Source organism: Anoxynatronum sibiricum (assembly GCF_039414295.1).
In the GTDB taxonomy this organism is placed as follows: domain Bacteria; phylum Bacillota; class Clostridia; order Peptostreptococcales; family Tindalliaceae; genus Anoxynatronum; species Anoxynatronum sibiricum.
On the sequence record NZ_JBCITM010000027.1, the window covers coordinates 12,960 to 39,581 of the forward strand.

Annotated in this window: 31 protein-coding genes; 2 read left to right on the forward strand and 29 right to left on the reverse strand. The window is 42.0% G+C overall.

Annotation, left to right across the window (positions count from 1 at the left end):
* Positions 1 to 12: 12 nt before the first annotated feature.
* The 29 genes from AAIG11_RS16510 to AAIG11_RS16650 all read right to left on the reverse strand — a co-directional run bounded on the left by AAIG11_RS16510 (position 13) and on the right by AAIG11_RS16650 (position 22,824).
* Entirely contained in the window at positions 13 to 759 is a 747-nt protein-coding gene (locus AAIG11_RS16510) for a TIGR03936 family radical SAM-associated protein (RefSeq protein WP_343187339.1), read from the reverse strand.
* On the reverse strand, positions 756 to 2,603 hold the full coding sequence (locus AAIG11_RS16515; RefSeq protein ID WP_484477164.1) for a TIGR03960 family B12-binding radical SAM protein: 1,848 nt from the start codon (positions 2,601 to 2,603) through the stop codon (positions 756 to 758). Before AAIG11_RS16515 ends, AAIG11_RS16510 begins: the two co-directional genes overlap by 4 nt.
* A 69-nt stretch (positions 2,604 to 2,672) precedes the next feature.
* On the reverse strand, positions 2,673 to 3,089 hold the full coding sequence (gene mgsA / locus AAIG11_RS16520; RefSeq protein ID WP_343187369.1) for a methylglyoxal synthase: 417 nt from the start codon (positions 3,087 to 3,089) through the stop codon (positions 2,673 to 2,675).
* A 17-nt stretch (positions 3,090 to 3,106) separates the two neighbouring features.
* On the reverse strand, positions 3,107 to 3,388 hold the full coding sequence (gene minE, locus AAIG11_RS16525; RefSeq protein WP_343187341.1) for a cell division topological specificity factor MinE: 282 nt from the start codon (positions 3,386 to 3,388) through the stop codon (positions 3,107 to 3,109).
* 22 nt (positions 3,389 to 3,410) lie between these two features.
* Positions 3,411 to 4,208, reverse strand: a complete 798-nt coding sequence (gene minD, locus AAIG11_RS16530) for a septum site-determining protein MinD (RefSeq protein WP_343187342.1) — start codon at positions 4,206 to 4,208, stop codon at positions 3,411 to 3,413.
* Between the two features lie 11 nt (positions 4,209 to 4,219).
* Positions 4,220 to 4,912 (reverse strand): septum site-determining protein MinC, encoded by a 693-nt coding sequence (minC, locus tag AAIG11_RS16535; RefSeq protein ID WP_343187343.1) that lies wholly within the window; start codon positions 4,910 to 4,912, stop codon positions 4,220 to 4,222.
* A gap of 104 nt (positions 4,913 to 5,016) precedes the next feature.
* A complete protein-coding gene (locus AAIG11_RS16540; protein ID WP_343187370.1) occupies positions 5,017 to 7,815 on the reverse strand; it encodes a penicillin-binding transpeptidase domain-containing protein in 2,799 nt (932 codons plus the stop codon).
* A gap of 10 nt (positions 7,816 to 7,825) precedes the next feature.
* On the reverse strand, positions 7,826 to 8,323 hold the full coding sequence (gene mreD, locus AAIG11_RS16545) for a rod shape-determining protein MreD (RefSeq protein ID WP_343187344.1): 498 nt from the start codon (positions 8,321 to 8,323) through the stop codon (positions 7,826 to 7,828).
* A 9-nt stretch (positions 8,324 to 8,332) separates the two neighbouring features.
* Positions 8,333 to 9,193 carry a rod shape-determining protein MreC gene (gene mreC, locus AAIG11_RS16550; RefSeq protein WP_343187345.1) on the reverse strand — a complete coding sequence of 287 codons (861 nt, stop codon included), beginning with the start codon at positions 9,191 to 9,193 and terminating at the stop codon, positions 8,333 to 8,335.
* Positions 9,194 to 9,225: 32 nt separating this feature from the next.
* Entirely contained in the window at positions 9,226 to 9,936 is a 711-nt protein-coding gene (gene radC / locus AAIG11_RS16555; RefSeq protein ID WP_343187346.1) for a RadC family protein, read from the reverse strand.
* 42 nt (positions 9,937 to 9,978) lie between these two features.
* A complete protein-coding gene (locus tag AAIG11_RS16560) occupies positions 9,979 to 10,227 on the reverse strand; it encodes a DUF4321 domain-containing protein (RefSeq protein WP_343187347.1) in 249 nt (82 codons plus the stop codon).
* A gap of 34 nt (positions 10,228 to 10,261) precedes the next feature.
* Positions 10,262 to 10,792, reverse strand: a complete 531-nt coding sequence (locus AAIG11_RS16565; protein ID WP_343187348.1) for a Gx transporter family protein — start codon at positions 10,790 to 10,792, stop codon at positions 10,262 to 10,264.
* Between the two features lie 136 nt (positions 10,793 to 10,928).
* Positions 10,929 to 11,759, reverse strand: coding sequence for an RnfABCDGE type electron transport complex subunit B (locus tag AAIG11_RS16570; RefSeq protein ID WP_343187349.1), 831 nt, complete (start codon positions 11,757 to 11,759; stop codon positions 10,929 to 10,931).
* Between the two features lie 15 nt (positions 11,760 to 11,774).
* The gene (gene rsxA / locus AAIG11_RS16575; protein WP_343187350.1) at positions 11,775 to 12,356 is read right to left on the reverse strand and encodes an electron transport complex subunit RsxA; all 582 of its coding nucleotides are present in this window, start codon (positions 12,354 to 12,356) and stop codon (positions 11,775 to 11,777) included.
* A gap of 13 nt (positions 12,357 to 12,369) precedes the next feature.
* Complete coding sequence (rsxE, locus tag AAIG11_RS16580) at positions 12,370 to 12,984, reverse strand: electron transport complex subunit RsxE (protein ID WP_343187351.1); 615 nt, start codon at positions 12,982 to 12,984, stop codon at positions 12,370 to 12,372.
* A gap of 1 nt (position 12,985) precedes the next feature.
* Entirely contained in the window at positions 12,986 to 13,519 is a 534-nt protein-coding gene (locus tag AAIG11_RS16585) for an RnfABCDGE type electron transport complex subunit G (protein ID WP_343187352.1), read from the reverse strand.
* A complete protein-coding gene (locus tag AAIG11_RS16590) occupies positions 13,512 to 14,465 on the reverse strand; it encodes an RnfABCDGE type electron transport complex subunit D (RefSeq protein WP_343187353.1) in 954 nt (317 codons plus the stop codon). The genes AAIG11_RS16585 and AAIG11_RS16590 overlap by 8 nt, the downstream gene beginning before the upstream one ends.
* A 19-nt stretch (positions 14,466 to 14,484) precedes the next feature.
* Positions 14,485 to 15,813, reverse strand: coding sequence for an electron transport complex subunit RsxC (gene rsxC / locus AAIG11_RS16595; RefSeq protein ID WP_343187354.1), 1,329 nt, complete (start codon positions 15,811 to 15,813; stop codon positions 14,485 to 14,487).
* 8 nt (positions 15,814 to 15,821) lie between these two features.
* Entirely contained in the window at positions 15,822 to 16,379 is a 558-nt protein-coding gene (locus tag AAIG11_RS16600) for an ATP-binding protein (RefSeq protein ID WP_343187355.1), read from the reverse strand.
* Complete coding sequence (locus tag AAIG11_RS16605; protein WP_343187356.1) at positions 16,379 to 17,104, reverse strand: PHP domain-containing protein; 726 nt, start codon at positions 17,102 to 17,104, stop codon at positions 16,379 to 16,381. Before AAIG11_RS16605 ends, AAIG11_RS16600 begins: the two co-directional genes overlap by 1 nt.
* The gene (locus AAIG11_RS16610) at positions 17,101 to 17,436 is read right to left on the reverse strand and encodes a DRTGG domain-containing protein (RefSeq protein ID WP_343187357.1); all 336 of its coding nucleotides are present in this window, start codon (positions 17,434 to 17,436) and stop codon (positions 17,101 to 17,103) included. Before AAIG11_RS16610 ends, AAIG11_RS16605 begins: the two co-directional genes overlap by 4 nt.
* A 33-nt stretch (positions 17,437 to 17,469) precedes the next feature.
* A complete protein-coding gene (locus AAIG11_RS16615) occupies positions 17,470 to 17,961 on the reverse strand; it encodes an ATP-binding protein (protein WP_343187358.1) in 492 nt (163 codons plus the stop codon).
* Positions 17,903 to 18,259 (reverse strand): DRTGG domain-containing protein, encoded by a 357-nt coding sequence (locus tag AAIG11_RS16620; RefSeq protein WP_343187359.1) that lies wholly within the window; start codon positions 18,257 to 18,259, stop codon positions 17,903 to 17,905. The genes AAIG11_RS16615 and AAIG11_RS16620 overlap by 59 nt, the downstream gene beginning before the upstream one ends.
* Before the next feature lie 47 nt (positions 18,260 to 18,306).
* A complete protein-coding gene (locus AAIG11_RS16625; protein ID WP_343187360.1) occupies positions 18,307 to 19,404 on the reverse strand; it encodes a C40 family peptidase in 1,098 nt (365 codons plus the stop codon).
* A 53-nt stretch (positions 19,405 to 19,457) separates the two neighbouring features.
* A complete protein-coding gene (locus AAIG11_RS16630; protein ID WP_343187361.1) occupies positions 19,458 to 20,177 on the reverse strand; it encodes a YebC/PmpR family DNA-binding transcriptional regulator in 720 nt (239 codons plus the stop codon).
* A gap of 139 nt (positions 20,178 to 20,316) precedes the next feature.
* Positions 20,317 to 21,066, reverse strand: coding sequence for an NAD(+) synthase (gene nadE / locus AAIG11_RS16635; RefSeq protein WP_343187371.1), 750 nt, complete (start codon positions 21,064 to 21,066; stop codon positions 20,317 to 20,319).
* A gap of 140 nt (positions 21,067 to 21,206) precedes the next feature.
* The gene (locus AAIG11_RS16640) at positions 21,207 to 21,602 is read right to left on the reverse strand and encodes a CoA-binding protein (RefSeq protein WP_343187362.1); all 396 of its coding nucleotides are present in this window, start codon (positions 21,600 to 21,602) and stop codon (positions 21,207 to 21,209) included.
* A 59-nt stretch (positions 21,603 to 21,661) separates the two neighbouring features.
* Positions 21,662 to 22,300, reverse strand: coding sequence for a YigZ family protein (locus tag AAIG11_RS16645; RefSeq protein WP_343187363.1), 639 nt, complete (start codon positions 22,298 to 22,300; stop codon positions 21,662 to 21,664).
* A 92-nt stretch (positions 22,301 to 22,392) separates the two neighbouring features.
* Positions 22,393 to 22,824 carry an NUDIX hydrolase gene (locus AAIG11_RS16650; RefSeq protein WP_343187364.1) on the reverse strand — a complete coding sequence of 144 codons (432 nt, stop codon included), beginning with the start codon at positions 22,822 to 22,824 and terminating at the stop codon, positions 22,393 to 22,395.
* 252 nt (positions 22,825 to 23,076) lie between these two features.
* Between AAIG11_RS16650 and AAIG11_RS16655 the strand changes: the two genes are divergently transcribed.
* Positions 23,077 to 25,923, forward strand: a complete 2,847-nt coding sequence (locus AAIG11_RS16655) for a transglycosylase domain-containing protein (RefSeq protein ID WP_343187365.1) — start codon at positions 23,077 to 23,079, stop codon at positions 25,921 to 25,923.
* A gap of 17 nt (positions 25,924 to 25,940) precedes the next feature.
* Entirely contained in the window at positions 25,941 to 26,438 is a 498-nt protein-coding gene (locus AAIG11_RS16660) for a MogA/MoaB family molybdenum cofactor biosynthesis protein (RefSeq protein ID WP_343187366.1), read from the forward strand.
* Positions 26,439 to 26,622: the final 184 nt, after the last annotated feature.

A 26,622-nucleotide genomic window follows, 5' to 3' on the forward strand; every position in this document is an offset into this window, starting at 1 on the left:
TAAGTCAACTCTTTAGGTTGATGCGTGCACTGCTGGGAGAATAGGTTCAAAGCCAGATCCAGTCTTGCGATATATTTCAGTTCTTTCAATTGTCAGATTATCCGAATCTATGTGTAGACTGCAGTGGTCAAGCCACTGTTGCAAAACCAAACCCGGTTTGATGGTGCCATTTTGCGTCACATAAATGCAAAGATCCAGTACAATTGTATCTTCTTCTAAAATTTCAAAGGTGCATTTATGAAAATATGGCACAATATCGATTCGTTTTACTTTGTCAGCATTTCGTCGGTGACGCTGCTTGTTTTTCTTCTTCTGTTTCTTTTCAATGATTATTTCTTCCAGCTCCATAAAATGTTGGTGACGCTTTTGCAGAGAGGCAAGCTCTAAAGAGTTTGTGGCCTTAAAAGTCAGTTGATATTGCATGATTGCTGCTTCCTGCATTAAAGAATCAGCTGTTTTAGGGTCTTTCGCTGTTGCTTGCATTATCATAATGCCCGGCGGAAGAATTTCATTCATGAGATGAACAAAAGTATCAGGTGACACTGGTTCCGTTAATTGCACATCCACATACTCAGCGATACTCCCAACTCCCACACTCAAAGGTGCAGCAAAAGAAATGATTGGATGTGGGTTGTAGCCCTGAGTGAATGCCAACGGCATCTGCGCACGCCGAAACGCTCTTTCAAAAAGACGAACCAAATCGAGGTGAGACAGGAATCTCATGTGGCCTGTTTTGGAATAGCGAGCGCGTATCATCATGGACATATCCCCCCCAGATGGGTTTGCTGAAACCCACAAGCGCTACAGTTTGAACGACAATGGGGTGTTGTTTCTCCATGAATTGATTTATTGTACTCCTTTTGAAGGAATGATTTTGTCACTATCACATCAATATGATCCCACGGAAGCGCTTCATCGATTGAACACTTTCCAATTGTATACTGCAATGGATCAATCCCACAGGCCTCAAACGCTTCCATCCAACGTTGAAAGTTGAAATGTTCTGCCCAACCATCAAATCGACAACCCATTTGGTATGCTTTCAGCAGCACTTTTCCCAGACGCCTGTCTCCACGGGCAAAAACCCCTTCCAGAAAACTTGTCTTTGCATCATGGTAGTTAAAGCTGATGGATCGACGGTGGCGAAACTTCTCTTTCAACAGTTGATGCTTCGCATCAAAAGCTTCAACTGTGTCTTGGGGCGCCCATTGAAAAGGTGTGAAAGGCTTTGGGACAAAATTCGAAACACTGACGCTAATTCTCAAGGGATGTGTCAATTGTTTATCTCTTTTTTGAAAGACTTCATGATCGAGCTTTGAGACTAAATGATAAATCGCTTCTACGTCTTCATCCGTTTCAGTTGGAAGACCAATCATAAAGTAAAGCTTTACCTGGCTCCAGCCAGCTTCATAAGCATTTTTCACCGCGGTAATGAGATCTTCTTCAGAAATTCCCTTGTTAATCACATCTCTCAATCTTTGGCTTCCAGCCTCCGGAGCAAAGGTGAGTCCAGATTTTCGCACTTTCTGAACTTCTTTCAGAATTTCCATTGTCATATTATCCAGTCTCAGCGATGGCAATGATAGACCCACTCGATCATCGCAAAAATGGGCGGTAAGTGTTTCTGTCAGACTCTTTAACTGACTGTAGTCACTGGTGCTCAAAGAGGAAAGCGACAGCTCTTCATAACCGGTTTCCTGAATAATGGTTTGTGCATCATCAATTAATACGCTTAATGATTTCTCGCGAACGGGTCTGTAGATAACACCTGCCTGACAGAAGCGACAGCCTCGAATACATCCTCTAAAAAGTTCAATGGTTGCCCGGTCATGAACAACATTTAAGTATGGTACTAAGGGCTTTTGAGGAAAATAAACAGTATCAAGGTTTCGAATGATCCTTTTCTTTACTTGAACAGGCGCACTTTTATTGACTGGGTAAGTTTTGAGAAATTCTCCTGTTTTTTCATCGTAAACCGATTTATAGAAACTGGGAACATATACTCCTTGAAGTGATGCACATGCTGTCAGAAAGCTATCTTTATCCTGTCGATGGACTCTGAAGGCTTCCATGATCTCAAGGATTACTTCCTCTGCCTCTCCAATAACAATCAAGTCAGCTATATCTGCCAAAGGTTCGGGATTGTAAGCACAGGGTCCCCCTAAAATGATAATTGGATCGGTTGATTTTCGTTCTGAAGCCAACAATGGAATATTGCCCAATGACAGCATATGCAAAATATTGGTATAGCTCAATTCATATTGAAGCGTGAATCCAATAAAGTGGAATTGACGCAAGGGCGTCATTGATTCAAGACTAGAAAGTGGTATTTTTTCTTCAACCATTGCTGTTTCCATGTCCTGGGCAGGAGTATAGCATCGTTCGCAAAATATGTCATGCTGCTCATTAAGCAGATGGTACATAATCAGACTACCCAAATGACTCATTCCAATTTCGTACAAATCAGGAAAGCACCAGGCAAATCTGATTGTTTCTATTTCCACTTTTTTGTGGAAACTGTTGAACTCATTGCCTATGTAACGTGCAGGTTTTTCCACCTTATTCAAAAGATTTTCCAGTTGAGTATTCATCATATCCCCCATTGGTTGCTTATGCTCTCTACAAGACAAAAAAGACCATTTGATTCAATAGTCTTCTGTCACTCTTCTCATTTATCGGACTGGTGATTCATATTTGTGTAAATATTGTCGCCACCGAAAATCACCACGTTCAAGAGCTTTTAACATAATTTCAGCACTGGCAATATTTGTTGCTACTGGTATAAGATGAACATCGCACAGGCGAATTAATGCCTGGATATCAGGTTCATGGGGCTGAGCTGTCATGGGGTCGCGAAGAAAAATGACCAGATCCATGCGGTTATTGGCAATTTCAGCTCCAATTTGTTGATCTCCTCCCATTGGACCGGATAAGAATCGATGCACTTTTAAATGAGTACTTTCCATCACACGTTTTCCGGTGGTGCCAGTGGCAAAGATAGCATGCCTGGAAAATATTTGTTCATAGGCGATGGCAAAATTGACCAACATATCTTTTTTGTTGTCGTGTGCAATCAGTGCGATATTCATGCATTTCTCCTGTTCCATTATCTTTTCCGATCTTTCATCTGTTTAATGGGGATATTTGCCACAAGTGCAGGTACCATCGTATCATCGGTATCACGCTTGGTTCGTGTCATCCTTATATCGAGTTCATTTTCATCAATAACCATGTAGTCTGAAATCACTCTGATTAAATCACCTTTAATTGCATCCAGAAAATCTTGAGAACAGTCTGCTCGATCATGGACAAGCACCAACTTCAGTCTTTCCTTGGCAACATTTTTGCTTTTTTTGTTTTCACCCATAAAGAACTTGAAAAAATCCACAGAGCATCCCCCTTTCTAACAGTTATCTGGCAAATCCCAGTATCTTCTTCAGACGATGAATGAAATTATCTTGTAGTTCCAAGTCAAGAAAAGGTACATCTTCACCTGAGATGCGTCTTGCTATATTACGAAATGCTTGACCTGCATAAGATTGTGATCCATCTGCAACCGGTTCGCCACGATTGGTGGAAATAACGATTGCCGGATCATCTGGCACAACACCCAACAGATCAATAGCCAAAATATCTAGCATATCTTCGATATTCATCATATCTCCATTTTTCACCATGTCAATTTTAAGACGGTTGATAATCAGCATCGGATTACGCAATTCAGCAGCTTCCAGTAGTCCTATAATACGATCAGCATCTCTCACGGCAGATATTTCCGGTGTTGTAACAACAACTGCACGGTCTGCACCTGCAATGGCGTTCTTAAACCCTTGCTCAATTCCAGCAGGGCAATCGACTAAAATATAATCAAATATTTCTTTAAGGTCTTCATGAAGCGCAATCATTTGTTCAGGGTTTATGGCATTTTTATCTCTTGTTTGCGCTGCCGGCAACAAAAATAGGTCTGGATAGCGCTTATCTTTAATCAAAGCCTGCTTTAACCGACAGGTTCCTTCAATTACATCCACCAGGTCATATACAATGCGATTCTCCAGTCCAAGCACGACATCCAAATTTCGCAACCCTATGTCAGCATCAATCACTACTACTTTCTTTCCCAACTGGGCTAATCCGGTTCCCAAATTAGCTGTCGTGGTGGTCTTCCCCACACCACCCTTACCAGATGTAATGACTAACACTTCTCCCATTTATTCCCCTCCTAATCAATTTCGCGATTTCTTGACAAAAATGGTTCAACACAGATCACCTGATCTTTTATTCTTGCTATCTCCGGATTCCAAATTTTTTCAGGCACATCATCCGGTGATCGTGTAATCAGTTGATTAATTCTTAGTTGTGTTGGTTGCAGTATCAATGCTGCCACAAATGCATTCTCCTGTCCGTTTAATCCGGCATGTGCAGTTCCTCTTAAATTTCCCATAACGACAATATTGCCGCCGGCATAGATCTCTGCTCCCGGGTTCACATCTCCCAACACAATGACATCACCCTTATGATCCACTTTCTGGCCGGAGCGCATTGTGCCCTGAACGAATTTCGGATTTTGTTGAGTGCTGTTTTCCAGTAGTGCCAATGCAGCCAACTTGTCTTCTTCATCTGAAACTCCGATTGTTTTACGCGAAATCTCCCGTTCTTTTTCGTGATTCTTTTGTGCACTGAGGGTCATTTGATAGTCAGATGCCAACCATTTCTCAAGTTCCTGCCGCGTTTCCTCTGATACTCCTTCGCATGTGACAGCTGCTAATGTGGCTCCCGTGTAAAAAGCAGGTTTTTCATCAATTTTATGGCGGATCATTTCTTTAATGGTTTCATAGGGTTGATTTAAATGAACACGAATGGTTAGACCGTTTCCAGTTCCTTTAAACTCAACTACACCCTCTCCCGTTGGCATCATAAACACCTCCTGGCAACATAAACTGTCATCACCGCATTCATAACGATGTTTTTCTAAAACATTGCAAAATGTTCATCTATCGTTATCATCTTATCATAATCCTATTCTGTCTGAAAACTATTAAATGCATTTGAAACATTATGAGTCTCCTGATTCAGTCCAAGATATTCAGCCACAATCTCTCTAAATATGGGTGCACCGTAGCCTCCAGACCCACCCTGGAAAACCAACACAGCAATGGCTATTTGAGGATCTTCATAGGGCGCAAACCCGGTAAACCACGAAAAGTTATCATAATCATCCTTGAACTGATCTAGATCACTGTTTCGAATGGATGGATTCAATAGCTTGATGGCTTCTCTCATGGCGTAGCCTTCGTCTTGGAACAAATAATTGTCTCGGTTTTCACTCATCAGTTGTTGAGTCAACTCATCGACTTCCAACTCATTCACGCGGAATGCCGACAAATGGGTTTTTAAATAAGCAACCTCATCAGCTGGTGGAATTTTTCCTTCTCTTTGAGCCGTACCAGTTTTTGCTGCTACCTTAACCGGAAACTGCGTAAAGTAGTTACGGGCGCCACCTGTAATGGTGGCATCATACATTCCTCTTCGAATGTGCGCAAGGTTGTCGGGGTTGTTCAGCTTCAGTTCTTCCGACAACTGCCTTTCTGTCACCTTCTTCTGCCCAGACTCCTGAGAAATGACTTGTTTGACAATGCTCACCTGATGACGAATGCCCCCATTTGCTAATGTCGCCATATAATTAGCCATTTGCAAAGGTGTATAAGCATGGCTGCCTTGTCCTATGGCAAAGTTCATGGTATCTGCAAGAGACCAATTCGTCTGATTATAATAGCTATATTTAACGAGGTCAGTGATGGCATTAGCTCTTTCTTCCCGAATGCCAGCATCTAATATATGGCGGTATACCTGATATCTGGGCGGGTTGTCATCTGCAATGGCGACAAGCTGTTCTATGGCTTCACGCAGACCTTCGTCATTCAACTCCACTTTACTTTCATCTAAATCATCCAGACTCATGATTCGATTCAGATGATTACGCAGCATCGCTTTGACTGTCCGAGCCTTGGTGTCGGGATTGGGTACACCTCCAAAACGCTCTCTTGGAATCAGGATCTCAATACCCGTAGGATCATCCAAGCCAAATAAATGGGCATAGTTCACCAATGTATCAATATTCATTTCAAAGGGAAGAGCGCGATTTCTACTATAGTCATAAGCATTTGCGACACTATAAAAATAATAATTGTTTGAAAATGCTATTGCTTCGTACAAGTTTTGGTTTCCCATGGTTTGGCGACTCTGGTTCCAAAGCCAGTTTCCAAAGGAATGCTCTCCCACTTGAATATAACCCCTGTCCTGTATTCGATAGTCGGGGCTGAGTCCCTGCTCCAGGCCAGCAAGGCCAACCAGCATCTTATATGTGGAGCCAGGCTGCACTGCAGTGGACATTGCAATGTTCATTAGCGGGCGTGGAGCCAATGGATCTCTCGGATTATCAGGCATTAAACTATTCCAGTTTTCACTACTGATGCCCGTAACAAAAAGGTTTGGATCGTAAGCCGGGTAACTGGCCATCGCCAGAACTTCACCTGTTTTCACGTCGGTTACAACAACTGCTCCTGCATTTGCGTTTCGTCGGGGTCCTTGTGTGCCAACCAAACGATTGCTTCCCCACTGTGTATCGTAACTGCCACCCTCCTGAATGGTCAACAATACATCTTTTAATATTTGTTCAACTTTTTTTTGAAACTCAATATCGATCGTCAAAAATACCGTCTCGCCAGGGATGGGTTCTTCTTTTTCAAGAATTCTTACCAGGCGACCTTTAGAATCAACAACCACTCTTTGAGATCCATCAATTCCCTTTAAAGAAGATTCATAACTGTGTTCAATCCCAGTTTTACCAATTATATCACTCGGAAGGTATCCATGCTCATTAATGTAGTATTCAATTTCATTTTGCTGTGAAATTTTTCCAAGATTACCTAAAATATGAGCAGCGGATACATTTTCTGGATAGGTACGCACTGGCTCGACTACAATACTAACACCGGGTAAATCAAAAATCATTTCCTCAACCATTGTCACTGACTGTTGAGAAATGTCCTGTGCAATTTTAACTGGTTGATATTGCATGAATCCCGGAAGTTGAGTGTCAATCTGTTCCCGCATTGCCATTAATTTTCGAGCATCATCATCTGAAAGTGATTCAGGAATACGAAAACGTTCATTTCTCAGCCAAAAAAATGCCTCATCAGCTCGATGGTGCTCTTCTGGAATGAAAAACTTCTGAAGCCACTGATCCTTTTGCATTTCCTGCGTGAATTTCCATGTTCGAATTGAAATGGGAATTGTCAGTTCTGGAATAGCTAAAAGCTGCTGTTGTATCATGGCTGGATCAGTTTCATCTATCTCATAGCGTATTCGCAAAAGATCAAACGCTTCTTTTGCCTGATACCACTGGGGAATATCATAGTCATTCTTCCATTTCTCTATTTCTTGATCAAAAGTGTAGAAAAATCGATGGCCATTGTGTTTAATAGGAAACTCATCAAGATAACTGTCACCATTTTTCTCTAATATGCGAATTAACTGGGCGCTTATTTCGTTAATCTGATCGTCTACCAGTTCATTTTTGGATATTTCCACTGCAAAGCTTGGACGATTACCAGCCAGTAAACGCCCATACCTGTCGCGAATCTCTCCTCTCGGTGCACTTATAGTAATACTCTTGACGATTCTGTTTTCTGCATACTCTCGATGCCCTTCTCCTTCTGCAATCATCAGGCTGGCCAATCGAAAAATGATCACTAAAAAAAATAAAACAAACATAATGAAAATGACAACGAAACGTCTGTTGAATTTGTTGAACATTGGTTTCACCTCAGTATTGCTTCTTCATCCCATGACACTGCAATAGCTTGCGAACAAATGCATAGACAGGAACTGTCATGATTAATTGATAGAGGAACTGAATCATCCAAACCTGATGAATCGCATATAGAAGGTCGACCTGATAACCTAACAAAAAGACAAAAAGCAGGTAAATGCTTTCATGGAATAGCGTCGCCAACATGACTAAAATCAGTGGGGTAGTCACATGTTCAGCAAATATCTTCCGATTGTAGTGAGCAACAAAGTAGCCAGTAAGCATAAAGCTGATAGCACTGACTCCAATGATACGACCGACCACAATATCCTTTGTTAAGCCTGCAAGCAAGCCGATCAGTCCGGCATTGCCTTCTTCTTCATACAAAGCATAACTGATGACCAGAATCAATGTCAGATTTGGTACAACACCTTTGATTGATAAAAATGGAAAAAGTGCTGATTCAGCAATGATGGACAGCAGAACAGTAAGGGCAATCACATATTTTTGCATATCTGGCCTCTATTCATCAATGGTTCGCGGACTGATAACAAGTACTTTATCCAGTCGATTAAAGTTAACAGCCGGCTCAACATTCACACTTTTAAGCAACAAATCCGGTGTTCTGTCAATGGTTGTCACTTCACCAATAAGAATACCTTTTGGGTACAAACCAATTCCTGACGTAATCAATTGATCTCCCACAACCACTTCAGCATCTGGGTCAAATAGATATCCTGATAACTCATTGGTAACGCTTCCAGAAATAATTCCCTGAAGCGAACCATCGCGCAACACCTGAAAACTGACAGAACTGCTATTATCTATGATAGCAATCACTTTAGACCAAAAATGACCAGTTTCATAGACGCGTCCCACCAAACCTCCAGAGCCAATAACAACACTGTCTTTTTCAACGCCTTGTTGTGAACCCGCATCGATTGTGAACATTTCAAACCAGTTCCCAGGATTTTTTGCAATCACATTGGCTGTAACCGGGAAGAAATCATCATGTCGATCTATACTGTTTAGTGTTCTTTGCAGCTGTCGCAGTTCCGATAATTCTTCCTGAGTAAGTTGAAGCTCAATAAGCTGATGCTGCAAGGACTCATTAACAGATCTCAATTGATTGTTTTCATCTTTAATATCCGAAGAACGAATGAGAGTAACCAGACTTTCCTCCACCTGAGACATGCTTTTTGAAATCACACGCTGTATAGGTAAAAACACATTTCCCAAGCCTCGCTCAAGAATGAATATTTGCTCCCTTTGATGGGATGTGAAACCAATTATCATAATCAAGACAATCACAAGGATGGTCAGAATAATCGGCACATGGTTTTTGTCGTTCAAGTTGATCAATTCATTCACCATCTTTAACATATACTCAATACTTGGGTTTTATGAAACTGCATCTATTGAAAAGAGCAAGCATCCAGTTCTCGCAGGCTTACACACACATTATCACCAATAATGACATGATCGATGACTGAGATGCCCAGGAGTTTTCCTGCTTCAATAAGTCTATTGGTGATTTGTATATCTTCTTTGCTGGGTGAAGGATCTCCGCTGGGATGATTGTGAACTAATGCGATAGCTGCACAACTGTTCTTTATCGCCGGCAAAAAAACTTCCCTCGGATGAACAATGGAAGCGTTCAGGCTGCCCACTGAAATTTCTTCGATTTTTAATACTTCATGCTTTGTATTTAGCAGTAAAATACAAAACTTTTCCTTTTGAAGAAAACGCAAATCGTCCATCAGTAATCTGGAAATATCTTCTGGGCTTTTTATTTTATATCGTTGATTTTGTTCTCTTAATGAAATGCGTTTACCAAGTTCAACAGCCGCCATGATCTGACAAGCTTTTGCAGTCCCAATCCCCTTTATTTCACACAACTCGTTAATAGTTGTATTTCTTAGGAATGCGATCCCTTCATTCGGGTGATGACACAATATCCTGCGGCCCAGTTCAACAGCACTGACATCCTGAGTTCCACTGCTTAGAATTATCCCCAGCAACTCAGGATTAGACAGCACGTGGGCACCAGCGCTTTGCATGCGTTCACGCGGTCGCTCAGAAGCAGGCATTTTCTTGATGGTTGTTTGATATTTTTCCAGTGTCATCCGCCTCCAGATGATAAGAAATAAGATTATGCTTTTTCTCTTCTAAAGCTTTTTGAATATCAGTACAGCGATAATCACACCCAGTAATCCAGCAAGATTCAGGTCAATCAAAAAACTTAACTGAAAGGAAATAATGCTTAAATCAATGCCAAACTCCTTGATCCCCAGCGGACCTGGTCCATAGCTGAGCAGTGGTATAAATCTTGAAAGCACCGCTCCCAACAGGCTGCCTATTAAAACACCGGTAACCAGCATAAAAAGAAGTACTCCCATATTTTTGCTGCGATGCATGTTCTCTGGCACCTCCTGTCTTTTCAAAAATCTATTATGTCAGTGAGTATGTGATATTGGTGAAGCGATGTTTGACTTTTTGCAAAACAAAGTAGGCCGTCAAACCAATGAAAATGCCTGTAAAAATGCTTGCAAACATCATGAATGGCAAATAAACAAATATGCGAACATTTTGAATCATCACTCCTGCAACACTTAATTGTGCCACATTGTGCCCCAGAGCTCCCAATACACTGACGCCTACAAGACTTAAAAATCGTTGTAAAAAGTGAAGGGCTGCCCACATAAGAAGTGTACTGAAAAGCGCTCCAGCTAAGCCATACATCATTGAAGTGACTGCACCAGTGAGCATTCCAGCCATAAAGACACGCATCAAATTGACAGAAAGGGCAAAACGAAGCCCAAAAAGAACCAACGCCAGTAGGCCAATAATGTTTGCCAAACCAATTTTGGCACCAGGCACAATCCCCATAAATGGGTTAGGGATAAATCCTTCAATAATATGCAGTGCCAATCCCAAAGACGTTAATATCCCAAAATATACAATTTGTTTCGTTGAGTTCAATGTTATCACTTCTTTCGCTTCTTAATCCATAAAAAGTGTAACATTTAAAGAGAAGCATGGCAAGTTAAATACACCAATGCCATAAAAACAGAGCCGCCCTGAGGATTACTCGTGCGGCTCTGTTTATTTTGGGATATTAGCTAACAGCCGTCTCTTCAGTTGTTCTTTTCACTTTTCCTTCAATTGCCTTCGTGGGACACTTGTCCACACAGATATAGCAATTGGTGCACTTCTCGTAGTTAATGAAGGCAAGATTGCTTTCGAAATCAATAGCACCTTCAGGACATGCCTTCACACAAATCTGACACCCAATACATCCGACACTACATTTTTGCCTGACTAACTTCCCAGAATCATTACTGTTGCAAGTAATTACCACTTCCTGTTGGAATGGTATCATGACAATAACATTTTTTGGACAAGCTTCTACGCACTTCAAGCATCCAGTACATTTTTCCGGAATTATTCTAGCAAGATGGTCTTCAGTCATTTCGATGGCTCCAAATGGACAAATGTTCTTGCATGTTTCAAGTCCCAGGCAACCAAACCTACAGGATTTACTGCCTCCACTGACCAGATTTGCTGCTACGCAATCAGTGATGCCGTTGTAGATAAACTTCTCTTTACAAGCTTCACTGCCACCATTGCAGATAACCTTGGCTACCTGTCTGGCACTACCAGTCACTTCCACACCCATTACCTCTGCAAGTTTCTGAGCAAGTTCCGGTCCGCCAACAGGACACCCATCCACTGCTGCTTCCCCAGACGAAACAAGCTTGGCAAAACTATCGCATCCTGGAACACCACAACCGCCACAATTGGCACCTGGCAGCAACTCTCGAATTGTTGTCACTTTCGGATCTACGTCCACCTTGAATTTTTGAGATGCATATGCTAATCCGGCACCAAATACCAAGCCGAGCCCACCCAGACTGGCTACCGGATACAGAATTCCTTCAATATTCATTTCCTCCACTCTCCTTTAGACCAAGCCCATAAAGCCCATAAATGCCAAAGACATGAGGCTTGCTGTAATTAAAGCAATTGGAAAACCTTTAAAAGCCAGCGGCAAATCAGAAAGTTCCATGCGTTCCCGAATAGCTGCAAAAAGAACGATCGCCAAGGTAAAACCTATGGCTGCACCAATGGCGTGAATAATCAGTTCGACCAAATTATAATCATTTTGAATGTTGAGGAGTGTCAAGCCAAGTACTGCACAGTTAGTGGTAATTAATGGCAAATATACACCCAGCGATTGATATAATGAGTAACTGGTTTTCTGAATGACCATTTCAACAAGCTGAACCAGAGAGGCGATCACAAGAATAAATACAATCGTCTGCATATATTCAATTCTCAACTTATCAAGTATAAATCTTTGTGCTACATATGTGATAATCGAAGCCATTGCCATCACAAAGGTAACCGCCATTCCCATACCCATTGCTGTTTCCACCTGTTTGGATACACCTAAAAAAGGACAGATGCCAAGAAATCGTGAAAGTACAAAATTATTGACAAAAATGGCACTGACGAGAATGATAAAGATCGATGAGCCAGACATAGTAGGCACCTCCTTAAGATTTTGACTTAGAATAAACCATTTTGTTGAAGATGGCCATCAGAATTCCAAGCGCAAGAAATGCTCCTGGCGCCATGGTCATAATACTCATTGGTTCGAATGCTTCTGGCATTAGAGCCATGCCAAACACACTTCCAAAGCCAATGAGTTCTCTGACAACACCCAATACAACCAGGGCCAATGTAAAACCCAGACCCATTCCCAAGCCATCAATAATGGATGCACCTGCACCATTTTTAGAAGCGAATGATTCGGCACGACCAAGAATTAAGCAGTTGACAACAATCAGCGGAATGAAAATTCCCAAAGCCTGATCAAGTTCAGGTGTATAGGCTTTCATCAACATGCCTACCATGGTGACAAAAGTTGCAATGACGACAATAAACGATGGAATTCTTATTTTAGGAGGAATCACATTTCGAATCAGCGATATGACAAGGTTGCTGCCAAGGAGCACTGCGGTTGTCGCAAGTCCCATCCCCAGACCATTGATGGCGGTATTAGTGACCGCAAGTACAGGACACATGCCCAGTGCCTGTACAAAAATTGGATTATCAAGTACAATTCCACGCCCAAATACTTTTCCCAGATTCACTTCTTCCACCTCCATGCTAGTTTTTCAAAAAGTCTTCATACAGTGTTGTGGCTGCACGCACACCGATATTAACTGCTTCGCTGGATACGGTTGCACCTGCAATGGTGTCCACGGTGGCAGAGCCGTCTGTTGGCAGACCTATAAATTGATTTTTATATGCTTCTTCGGTGATTTTGGTTCCAAGACCAGGCGTTTCTGTCTGTTCAAGTATTTCAATGCCGGTTAGTTCATGAGTTGCAGCGATTCCCACCATAATTTCAACAGCACCACCGTATCCATTTGGTGATACTTTAATGTTATAACCAACCAGTTCGCCGTTACTGAATCCTGCATAAGCTTCTCTAATAATAGTCGAAGAATTGATTTCTTCATGATCCACCGGTTCAAAGCTGTCAGCATTTGGAAGCAATACTTGCATTGATGCTATATCACCAGCCATGGCACGTTCTAAAATGATCCCTTCAGTTAAGCTATTGGTAACGCCTAACACAAGACCTGCAATACTTGTAATCAGCAATAGAATGAGACCCATTTTAACCATATCACGCATGTTGTTTCTTCACCTCCCCATAAATAGCCGGGACTGTATAACGTTCTATTAATGGTGTGGCAACATTCATTAACAGGATTGAAAAACCAACCCCTTCATTGAAACCGCCAAACAATCGAATAACCGTTGTCAGCAATCCACACCCAAAAGCATAAATAATCCGCCCCTGGCTTGTCACTGGAGAGCTGGCATAATCTGTTGCCATGAAGATGGCACCAATCATTAATCCACCAGAGACAACATGATAAGCCATATAGTGAAGGTTAAATCCACCATATATCAATGTTAATACAGCAACAGTACCAATATAGATCAAAGGTATCCGTATTGCAATCACATTTCTGTATATCAGATACAATCCGCCCAATAATAAGAGAAGTGCAGAAGTCTCACCCATGCAACCACCAATATTACCTACAAAGCTATCAAAAAGTGATGGCGCATTGGCCGGTACTACCATTTGGCCTTTTACAAAACTCAATGGTGTGGCTGTTGAAACTGCATCCGCTCCAGGGGTAATCCATTCAGTCATTCGTCCTGTCCAAGATAATGTCAGTAAAATTCTGGCAGCCAAGGCCGGATTCATAAAGTTCTTTCCCAACCCACCAAAGAGCTGTTTAACCACTACAATTGCAAAAGCAGAACCAATCATTGGAATCCACCAAGCCGATGCAGCTGTGATGTTTAAAGCAATCAGCAAACCCGTGACAACAGCACTCATGTCACTGATGGTTACTGGTTGTTTTCTCAACTTCTGCATAACGGCTTCTGCTATCACCGCTGTAATCACGGCAATTAGAATTAGAATCAGTGCTCTGGTTCGAAAATAATACACGGCACCAATGGTTGCCGGCAAAAGTGCGATCACAACATCTGACATAACTTTTTGAACACTGCCTTCATCACGAATATGAGGTGATGAAGAGACAATGAGTTTTTGATCCATTCTATTTCCCTCCCGTCAACTATTTCTTTTCCTGTCGCTTTTTAGCCATAATACTGCTTTTTGCGACTCGGATAGAATGAACCAGCGGCCGTTTCGATGGACAAATATATGAGCAGGACCCACATTCAATACAATCCATCGCATGATACTTCTCTGCTTCATCCATGCGTTCTTTTAATGCATTTTCACTGATCATAAGCGGCATTAGATGAATGGGGCATACATCAATACACTTACCACATCGAATGCAGTTCACCGGATCGGGAATTATCGCTTCGTTTTCATTAAAGGCCAATATACCTGAAGTCCCTTTACCAATAGGAACTTCATCCATTTCTTGGGCTATTCCCATCATAGGCCCTCCCAGGATCAATTTACCTGGAGTTTCTTTATAGCCACCACACTGTTGAATCAGATCGGCAACAGAAGTTCCAATTCGCACCCGAAGGTTTTTCGGCTCTGAAATACAGGTACCTGTCACTGTTGTAATTCTATCGATTAAAGGCATTCCTGTTTTAAAGCTATGTGCAATTTGGAATGCAGTGCCGATATTGTTGACAACAACACCGGAATCCATTGGGAGACCACCTGAAGGCACTTGTCTTCCGGTACAGGCATCTATTAATTGTTTTTCAGCTCCTTGGGGGTACTTTGTTTGAAGCGAAACCACCTGTATACCAGGAATTTCTGAAACTGCCTGCAGCATAGTTGTAATGGCATCTGGTTTATTATTCTCAATGGCAATGTATCCCTTTTGTGCGCCGACAGCCTTCATAATAATGAGAAGACCTTCAACGATCTCATCGGAACTTTCAAGCATGAGGCGATGGTCTGCAGTCAAGTAAGGCTCGCATTCAGCACCATTAATAATAACCGTATCAATGGATTTTTCAGCCGGAGGTGAAAGTTTAACATGCGTCGGGAAAGTTGCTCCCCCCATGCCAACAATACCAGCTTGTTGAATGACTTTCGTAATTTCGCTTGGTTCCATCAACTTATAATCACCTGGAGATACAATGCTTTCATGCACTTCAAACTTTCCGTCTGACTCAATAACAACACAGACTGCTTCCCGACCTCCGCCAATGGCACGAACAGCAACTTCCTTCACTTCACCTGAGACACTGGAATGGATTGGTGCAGACACAAATCCATGTGCTTCACCAATCATTTGCCCTACTTTAACGTAGTCTTTTACTTTCACAACAGGCTGGCAAGGCGCACCAATATGCTGGTGGAGTGGGATGATAACTTTCTGTGGATCCCTGGCCGTTTCTATTGACAGCGATTCCGTCGCTTTCTTGGATTCCGGCGGATGAATCCCGCCCTTGAAAGATAAAAACTTCATTCTCCTGATCACCCCTTATTAGGTTGTTGATATAGCTCATCTATTTCTTCTTGCAGTGATTGTTTAATCCAGGCAACGACATCAGGATGATTCAGTGGCACGTCTTCTAACATTAGACGCAGCTCCTGTGTGTTAAATGTCAGTTTGCGTTGGTTAAACCGGTGTTCGTACTGCAAGTCAAAATCATTATCACTCATTAATATTAAAGCTATCGTTTCTGCCATATTTCCCAATGGCATTCTGTCAATATGCGATAGGCGAAACCACGCAATCAAATCAGTGCCGCACTTCTCAACTGATTTGATTTCCAGGTTGCCGTCGCACTCTTGAGCTGCTTGGTTTAATAATGGAATCCCAAGACCAACACGCCGAGTTTTTCGTGTTGTTGTAAATGGATTTTTAACGCTATTCAGTAAATCTGTATCCATACCCTTGCCATTATCTTTAATGTGAATTTCAAGGCGGTCTGCTACAGTGTCTTCATGAATACTAATGCTAATATGGCTGGCGTCCGCACTAATAGAGTTTTGAACAATGTCAAGTATATGCAATGCCAACTCTTTCATTATTTCGCCTCCTGGTACCGCGATAACCAATGCAGCAACTGTTTGATACTTGCCTGTTTCAACTCAACAAAAAAAACCTGTTCCAGAAGATTGCCCAGGTTGTGAGCGTCTGAACTGATAATCTGTCGGTATTTTGCCAACTGCTTTTGTAGAATAACAGGCAGTGCTCTGCTGCTATTCGTGACTACTTCAATAGAATGAATTGGGAGCTCCGAAGGAATAAAGCCTAGATTTGAAAGAATACTGAAACTGTCTCGGTTAACATGTGCCGGTACCGGCACTCCTCCATAATCAATAATTCTCTTAACCAGCTGGTCGAACGATAATTGAACTGCGTTCATTAATAATCGATTGTCTTCATCAATGAGTCGATCCCTCGAGTCGAAGAGCCATTGATGTCCAAAAATATCAGGCCTGTTCTGCAAATCTGGAAGGTGATTTTCAATATCTTTGTAAAAGTTGGCCAATGCAGTATACTCATAAAAATATGCGAGCAAATGAACTTCTTCCTGTGTTGTGATTTCAATGCCTGGAACTACCAATAATGGTGTGTTTTGTGATGCCTCGATGCAGGCAGACACGTTGCCAATAGCGTTGTGATCCGTAATTGCAATCATTTGCAACCCTTTTAGCAACGCCATGTTCACGATATTGTTGGGGGTCATATCTTCGTCTGCACAAGGTGAAAGGACGGTGTGGATATGAAGGTCTGCATAGACTTTCATGACACATCTGCACCCGACAATTTAATTGCCAGCTCATACGCTGTCAGAGAGGATTGAAAAAGAGGTACTCCTTCTTCGTTGGCCTTCTCAATTGTTTCATCAGGAATGTCTGCATTTTCTGCTACCACAATACAGCTAATATCCGCCATCAGTGCAACAGCCAATATATTCAAATTGGTCTGGATCGTTATCCAAAGTTGTTTTTCCTGCGCACGTCCCATAACCCAACTGAGCATGTCCCCAATGTAAATGCCTTCAAATTCCCGCTGAAGTCCATTTGCGCCAGCAATCAAGGACAGGTCTTTGTTCTGGCACAGCCTTTCAACTGTCATGTCGGCACCTCCTTTATCTGCATTGCCAGAAATTCAAGCCGATTGATGGAAGATGATCTGCAGTTTGGTATACTTACCGACTTCCGATTCGATCATGAACTCATCAGAGCATCGCTTCATATTTGGAAGCCCCATGCCTGCACCAAAACCAAGCTCCCTAACATCTTTTGATGCAGTGGAATAGCCCTCTTTCATTGCCAACTGAATATCAGCAATCCCTGGACCCCGGTCCAAAATAACCAGTTTAATGATTTCCGGATTGAGAATAAACTCAATGCTGCCTCCGTCTGAATGTATGATAATATTCATTTCTGCTTCATAGGCAGCAACGGAAACACGTCGGATAATATCAGGTCGGACGCCAACTTGTTTCATGATTTTTTTAATTTGGCTGGATACTTCTCCGGCCCTCTTAAAATCATTTTTTTCAACAGCATATGCACGCTGAATGGTAACCACCCCATCACTATTTGTGGATGATATTTGCTCCACTAAGTCCTTTGGAATATAAAATTCCTGAAGCAACAAAAAGAATGTTTTTTGTTGTCATTGTCACAATATCATTTTCTTCTGCCATGCGTATGGTTTCCTCATCAGGGCGTTTCCCTCTGACAAATACAATGGAATGGATATCCATCATTTCAGCAGTTCTGATGGTGTGTGGGTTGGTCAATCCTGTAAGAAGCAGCGTCTTGTCGTCTACAAATGCCAGCACATCACTCATGAGATCTGCTGCAAAAGCATTTGTGACCTCCCGGTCAAGAAACTGGTGACCAGATAGTATTTCTGCATCCAATAATGATTTTATCTCCAACAACTTCATCGCGTGACCTCCTTGAAGATTATTTTGCTCATGGTTATCCGGTAAAACTAGAATAATCGTCGGGCAGTATTGTATCGTCTGCGATAATTATCTTCATTCAACGATGATACGATCACGCTCATGCTCCCGCCGGAGGAAGCATGAATAAACTGGTTGTTACCAATATAAAAACCAACATGGTTGATGGAACCACTCGAGTTATTGAAAAAAACAAGATCGCCCACCTGCAGTGCATCACGGCTCACAGGTGTTCCAGCACCTGCCATCGTACGTGATGATCTTGGCAAATTAATGCCATTTGCTTTTAACTCGCTTTTATAATATGTGTTGAGAATATAATAAACATATCCCGAACAGTCAAATCGACTGGGACCTGCAGACGCGTACTTATACGGACTTCCCAGATAAGATTTTGTAATGCTTATAAACTCATCTTCGTTACCTCTGAAGCCGCCTCGATTAACAGGATTTTGACCATTGATGATTAAAGATATGTCATTCTTGGGTATCCAGCCAGTTCGACCGTCGGCGGTCTCAATGATGTATGCCTCCGATTCATATCCGCTTATGTATACAAGATCGCCCAGTTGAAGCGTCGTAACATTCTGTTTTAATTCCTTTGAGTCGTAAACAGTGGAAGAATCTTTGTTGATGGCTCCAGATGGCAAATTAGGTATACGAACAATGTACTCGCCATGAACCCATCCCTTTTGGCCATCACTCATTACTACGTGCAGCCATTCATCCTCATTATCAACTACTCTTACTTCCTGCCCTCGCTTTAACTGAGTGATCCGTTGTGCTTCAGTTGAAGGGGATATGCGAACATTTAAATTGTCTGCATCAACAACTCCTTTTGTCACACTGTTTCGATTTTCAGGTTGGATAACCAGTAAATCTTCAAAAATCCACCCAGTTACCGCGTCGGACGATATCTGATACCATCCATTTAATTCCTGCATAACCATTACGTTCGTTCCAACTGAGAGCTTGGCAATTGCTGATTCGTCAAATCCTCCACTGGCCCTTACTGTTGTATTGTCACCGATGACAATGCCTGAGCCAATGTTGGCAAAACTCGTTTGAACAGTTAATAAGAAAAAAACTATTATCAGTAAACCTTTTCTGAAATGTGCTCTTCTCATGCCTGTGATAATGAATCACTCCTCAGTTTCGGTTTTTGTGATTTCTCTGACAATTACAATGTCTGTTCCCAGTTGTGATGCACCTCTTGAACATCATCATTGTCTTCCAATAAATCTACCAGTTTAGCCATCTTTATGCCATCTTCTTCGTTTAGCTCAACTTGTGTTTGTGGTATATAGACGGTTTCTGCTTCAAGTATATGAATGGAAGCAGCTTCCAGCTTTCCCTTGATTTGATGCACATCTTCCGGCGCTGTCATGATCACATATGCATCCGATTCAACAATAAAATCTTCAGCCCCTGAATCCAAAGCAATCATCATCAGCTCATCTTCGACATACTGATCATTTTTTTCAATAACCAACTGGCCTTTACGATCAAACAGATAAGAGACACATCCACTGGTTCCCAGATTTCCTCCGCATTTGTCGAAAAGGTGACGCACTTCACCGGCAGTTCGGTTGCGATTATCTGACAAAACTTCAACAATCACAGCCACACCGGCAGGTCCATAGCCTTCATAAACAATCTGTTCATAGTTCTGTCCGTCATTATCGCCACTGGCTTTTTTTATTGCCCTGTCAATATTGTCATTCGGCATATTATTGACCTTTGCTTTATCAATTGCTGCTTTCAAAGCTGCATTATATTCCGGATCTGCCCCCCCCTCTTTCACTGCAACAGCTATTAGCCGTGCCATTTTCGTATAAACAGAGGCTTTTTTCGAATCCTGTTTGTTCTTCCGCTCCTTAATATTGCCTATCCTTCCCATTGATCGCACTCCTATTCAGTTTAACTTCACAAGCAATAGCCATTGAGCATTAATCAATTCGCTGTTTAGCCATAACTTAGTTTGACTTAACATTATCATAGTCATTTTAGCACATCAAAGGGCTTCGCGCAATTGAACTTTACCACTCAGGTATCGGGGGCATTTGTCTCTTGTGCCTAGTTTTATCATGCATTGATTGTATGATCATTTTTTCTTTTTCCGGTATCACTTTACCTGCAAGAAACTGATCGATCATTTCATAGGTGACTCCCATTTCATCTTCATCCGTCTGCCCTTCCCACAGCCCTGCTGAAGGCGCTCGTTCAATAATCTGTTTAGGAACTCCTAGCTCTTCTGCCCAGTGATATACTTCTGATTTCAGTAAACCTGCAATGGGCAGAAGGTCCACTCCTCCATCACCATACTTAGTAAAATAGCCAGTGTAAACCTCAGCTGCATTGTCAGTTCCAACCACTAAATAGTTCATTGCATTTGCAACCGCATAGATGGTGCTCATACGCAAACGTGCTCTCAAATTAGCATCACTGATTTTTAGAAAATGTGTAGTAATTGGACCTGTTTCCTGCAGGACATGTGTCACTTTGTTGATCATGGTCCGATGAATCTCTGAAAAATCGATTATTTGATACTGGAGGGAAGCAGCTTCAGCAACAGCAGTTCCATCAACGACATCCTTTTGCTGACTGCTTATTGGAAGTATTAAACCAATAGAATTATTTGGGTGAGCCCGTTTAATTAAATTGGCAACAACCGCAGAATCAATTCCACCTGAAATTCCAACAACCAAGCCTTTGGCTCCGGCACCATTAACCTGATCTTTCAACCATTCAATAGTTTTGGCAATACGGATGTCATTAAATTGATCCATCTCATTCAGCTCGCTTTCATATAGAGTGAGAGTGTCTTTCTCTTTTTTATCTGGTTGCATTATATCACATTTGCCTGCAAAAAAATAAACGCCCGAGTAAGTGAACCGTCAAATCAGGCGTTTGTACTTCATTTTTTGAGTTAGTGACCTAGCGTGACGAGTACGCAATCATTGTACACTATATTTAAATCCAAATCTCTTGCTTTTTGCAACACATCGCGGTCGTATGTTCCTGGTTGAAACCAAATGAAATTAATACCTGCATCCGCGGCTTCTTCCACCAATTTCAACGCCACAGGCGGAGGCACCACCACGCTGATACAGTCAGGCTTTTCTGGCAAATCTTTCAGTGTTGCGAACAGCAACTCGCCTTCCAGTTCTGCATAATTTGGATTCACTCCCCATACCTGGTAATTGTTTTGCTTTAGTAGTTTGAAAATTTTATAGCCAAACTTTTCTTCGTTTGGTGTTGCACCCACAACCACCCATTTCTTCAAAGAGATCATTTCATGCTTATTTTCCTGTACGTTATCCATTTTCCATTCCTCCCACAAATTCTTCACATCCTGTTTATGCCCGATATTTCAAAAGTTAATCAGTCTTTTAGTGACTTAATATACCGATATGTTGTTGATATTTGAGTCTTTAATATCTGCGACGAAGAAATATCATCAAGACGCTTTAATGCTTCTTTTTCATAGTCGAGGGGAATCACAAGCTTCAATTTTACAGTTTCACTGTATTTGACTTCATCTATCAGGACGTCTTTGCTTTCTAGTTCGTATTGTACTTTACCCCAATAGTGATATGGACAACTAATGGCGTAGACGCTGCATCGTGTTAATGTGATAATTCCTGCTGCTTGAATTGCTTCTATCGCAGTATGAGAATACGCCCTTTTCAGACCGCCTGTGCCCAATTTGATACCACCAAAATACCGCAGAACGATCACCATCGTATTATCCAGTGAGCGATGCTTCAACAATTCTAATATTGGAAGACCTGCTGTTCCAGATGGTTCTCCATCATCGCTGAATTTTTGTATTTGTCGGTTGACTCCAAAAACATAAGCATACGCATAATGATTTGCTCCCGGATAATCCATATGGGCATTTTTCAGGAATTCAGCAACTTCCTCTTCCGATTTCAGTGGAAAAGCAATGCCAACAAACGACGATTTTTCGATTTCCAGTGTCTTTACACACTGCCGGGCAACCGTATTGTATTTATTCATTGTTCATCTCCTGCTTTGCATCTTTGCATTTATTCATAAAAGTAGCAGCAGTGTCACCACCGCTGCTACTTTTATGTGTATTGATATTTCTGTTAGATGGCCACTTTTTCCTTCATCATTTCTTTATATTTGCGATATGAAAGACTAATGAGTGATCTGTCCTGACTATAGGTTATTTTATCAATGGCTTCATCTATTGGGTAAAAACCACCATCAACAAATCCTTCAGCTTTATTTACTTGAAACTCTTTGGATTTTGCATTCATGATGTACCACACAATTTGGTTGCAAACAGGTCGCTTTCTTGTGACAGAAAAAAATTCGTAACATGTTTCACCGGCAGTTGACAGAATTTCTGCTTCAAGACCCGCTTCAATATCAATGCGGTTATAAGCAGTATCTGCCGCTGGTTCATCATTACGAATCTTACCTTTTGGCAATACCCATTCATTTTTATCGTTCTTAAGAATAAACACTTGATTTGCGTAAAACACGACGCCACCAGCACAGTTGCGAACAATCATAACAGATTCCCCCTTCTTTCCTGTACTATCTTTATGATACCTCATTGTAATGAAGTTTACAATCCCTTTTCTAAATCTTTACAGTTTTCCACTTGATTGCCTGACGAAACCTATTCAAGCATTTTACGTCTCTTATCATATAGCTTGCAACTGACAATGCGCTGGGCTTTAACTGCTACTTCTTTTTTCAATCAACAGGTTATGGTATAATCAATCGGAGATTAAATTGCAGTTATTAATGGAGGGTCATTCATGAATCGTCAATCATATACAACAAGCAATCGTTCCCGGGCTTCCCAATCAACAGGCAGTTCTGCCGCATCATCTGTGCGCCGACGCAAAAAGAAAAGTTCTGCCGGAAAAGTCATTTTTTGGACACTCTTGATATCTATCGTTTTGGTGCTTTTTCTGGCAGCAGGTACTGTTCTTGGGGTTGTCGCAGGAATAGTTAAAGAAATAGAACCCATAGATGCCAGTAATATATACTCTTTTCTTGATGAAAGTTCGTTCATCCTTGATGAAGATGGAAATGTGCTGGAAAAAGTTCAAACGGAAGGCTACCGTTCCCTCGTTGAATATCAAGAAATACCAGATCATTTGATTAACGCTTTTGTTGCCATTGAAGATGAGCGATTTTGGTCCCATAACGGCATTGACATTAAGCGTATTTTCGGAGCTTTTTGGGCAAATTTTCGCACAGGTTCCATGCAGGGTGCCAGTACAATCAACCAGCAACTGGCTAAAATTATTTATCTTTCTCCTGAACAAACTTATACCAGAAAAATAAAAGATGCCTATTATGGGATGCAGTTGGATAGTCAGTTAAGTAAGGAACAGATTCTTGAAGCTTATCTGAATACCATTAATTTGGGAAGCGTTGCTTACAGTGGTTCTTATAGCGTTCAAGCCAATGGTATTCAAGCAGCTGCAGAACTCTATTTTTCAAAGGATCTCAGTGAGCTGACACATGCAGAAGCTGCCTTGCTGGCAGGCATTGCTCGCAACCCACCCAGATATTCTCCAGTCTCTACGCTTCGAAATGAAAATGTTCGTGAAACACATGTTGTTTATAATGACAGCGATGCGGAGTATACAATTGTATTCAATCCAGAAACATTACCACGCATGCGATTGGTTTTAAGCAGTATGCGTCGGTTGAATTATTTAACGGAGTCAGAGTATCAGGCTGCCCTAAACCAGGATATTTCTGCAAGTATCAACCTTAACCGTTTGACAAATGATGAGATATCCTCATATTTTGGCGATCTTGTGCAGCGTGATGTTATCAATGAACTTGAAAACGTTGGGTATACTCGCAACGAAGCACGGCAAATGGTGCAATCAGGGGGTCTTACGATACACAGCACTCTAAACATGCGCATGCAGCGCATTTTGGAACAAGAGTTTAGTAAAGCTGAAAACTTTCCAGGCACTTTGCGTGATAGTGAAGGGAATTACATCCTGGATGAAGAAGGCAATGTCCAGCCTCAATCAGCAATGGTTATCATTGATGCAAATACCGGCCACATTAAGGCACTGATTGGCGGGCGGATGAGTGATGGGCAAAAAATATTTAATCGTGCACTCTCACCCAGACAACCGGGGTCAGCAATGAAGCCATTAGCTGCATATACAGCAGCTCTTGATCTGGGTCTTACGGCAGGTACTGTTGTGGATGATATCCCTACCTATCTAAATATTCATGCGCCAAACACTCCCTGGCCGCGTAATCACTATACGAGTATTGGCTTTTATGGCTTAATGACAATGCGTGAAGCGATGCGGGTTTCCAGTAATGTTGCTGCCGTAAGATTTGCAGAGATGCTTGGCCAATATGATGAACGGCCTCCGGCCAAAATCATGTTTGACTATATGGAACAAATGGGTATCACGTCGCTGGTTCACGCAAATGACCCTATTATCAGCAACGGCCAGGCCTTCCATGACGAGAACTATTCCATGGTGCTGGGTGGTATGACAAAGGGTGTTTCGCCGCTTGAGATGACCAATGCCTTTGCTGTATTCGCAAATCAAGGAATATATACTGAACCAGTCACTTTTACAAAGGTATATGACCGCCGGGGAAACCTGATACTGGATAAAAAACCTGAACGAAGCCGTGTTCTCTCTGAACAGGTCGCTTTTGTCATGACTGACTTGCTCCGTGATGCCGTTTCATCGGGAACCGGCTCCAGAGCCCGCATTGATCAAGGCAATAGTCAAATTCCAGTAGCAGGCAAAACCGGCACAACCAGTGATCAAAAAGATGCCTGGTTCGTCGGCTATACACCCTACTATACTGCAGGTGTATGGATCGGACATGATTTGCCAGAAAAACTGTCAGAAGGAAGTCGCATGGCTGCAGAATTGTGGAAGACGGTAATGGTGCGGGTGCATGAAGACCATGCTCCCAAGTCCTTTGAACAGCCTGACGGCTTGGTACGAGTTAATATATGTACCAAGTCAGGAAAACTTCCCACAGAATTGTGTGCACTTGACCCGCGGGGAAGCACTGTACGATCAGAGTTATTTGTACAGGGTACACAACCAACCGATTATTGTGAAGTTCATGTGCAGGCTGATATTCATGTTCCCAGTGGGAAACTGGCTAATGAGATGACTCCCCCATGGGAAGTTGAAACCCGAATCTTTACAAAGCGATCAGAGCCTTATATTCCTGAAGAGCATAATGGTATTGTTCCACAGGATTTCTCGTACGAATTACCTCTGCAGGAGTATGATCCCTTAATTGATGGCTCCGGAAGTTATTTCCCCTTTGATCCAGGAAATTCATGGAACTGGGATCCTAATGATACGCCGGACAACGATGCATCTACGAATGAATCACCTTCTTCTGATTCCAACTATATCAGTAAAACATTGCGAGTCGGACCATTAAGCTTCGAAGGGACTGCTCAGCTATCACTTTATCGTGTGCACGATGGTAGACGAACACTCCTCGAAGTACGTACGCACCAGATTGATCGTGATGGCGACTATTGGGAGGTGCGTATCATCGGTACGCCTGGCAGTGGCTCATCGCAGTATGAGGTTGAAATCAACGGAACAGTCAGGTACCAACAATCAGTCGAATTTTAACTAAGGGGGATTCAATTATGTTTACCGTTGGCATCATCACTGCCAGTGATAAAGGTGCTCAAGGCCAGAGAGAAGATCTAAGTGGTCCTGCAATTGCTGGTTTTATCGAAAAAATCGGTGGTAACGTGATTCGAAAGGTTGTCGTACCCGATGAAAGGGAAGCTATCTCCAGTCAATTAATTGCCTTTTGTGATGTGGATCAACTGGATTTAGTATTCACAACTGGCGGGACAGGCTTTTCCAAACGTGATATTACTCCCGAAGCCACACAAGATGTGATCGAGCGCGTTATTCCGGGCTTTACCGATCTAATTCGAGTTAAGAGCTTTGAGTCTAATCCAAGAGCTATACTCTCACGCGCCGTTGCAGGTATTCGCAAAGATACGATCATTATTAACCTTCCCGGAAGTCCCAGAGGTGTGATTGAAGCGCTGGATATTATTGGCCCCTCCCTGATTCATGGTATTGAAATCTTAAAAGGCAGCGCGGCAGAATGCGCTTCACATCATCAATAAGAAAGTCCATATGCAGCGTTTGAAATATCAAAAACCGGCGTGATAACTTCAACGCCGGTGAGGTTGTCGAAAAAGTCATGTTTTAGAGATGAAACATGGCTTTTTTGCGCTTAGAATCAGTTTTGAGGGGTGATATTGCTTTGAGAAAGGGTATTCCTATCCTCTATTATCAAGGATAGTGGCG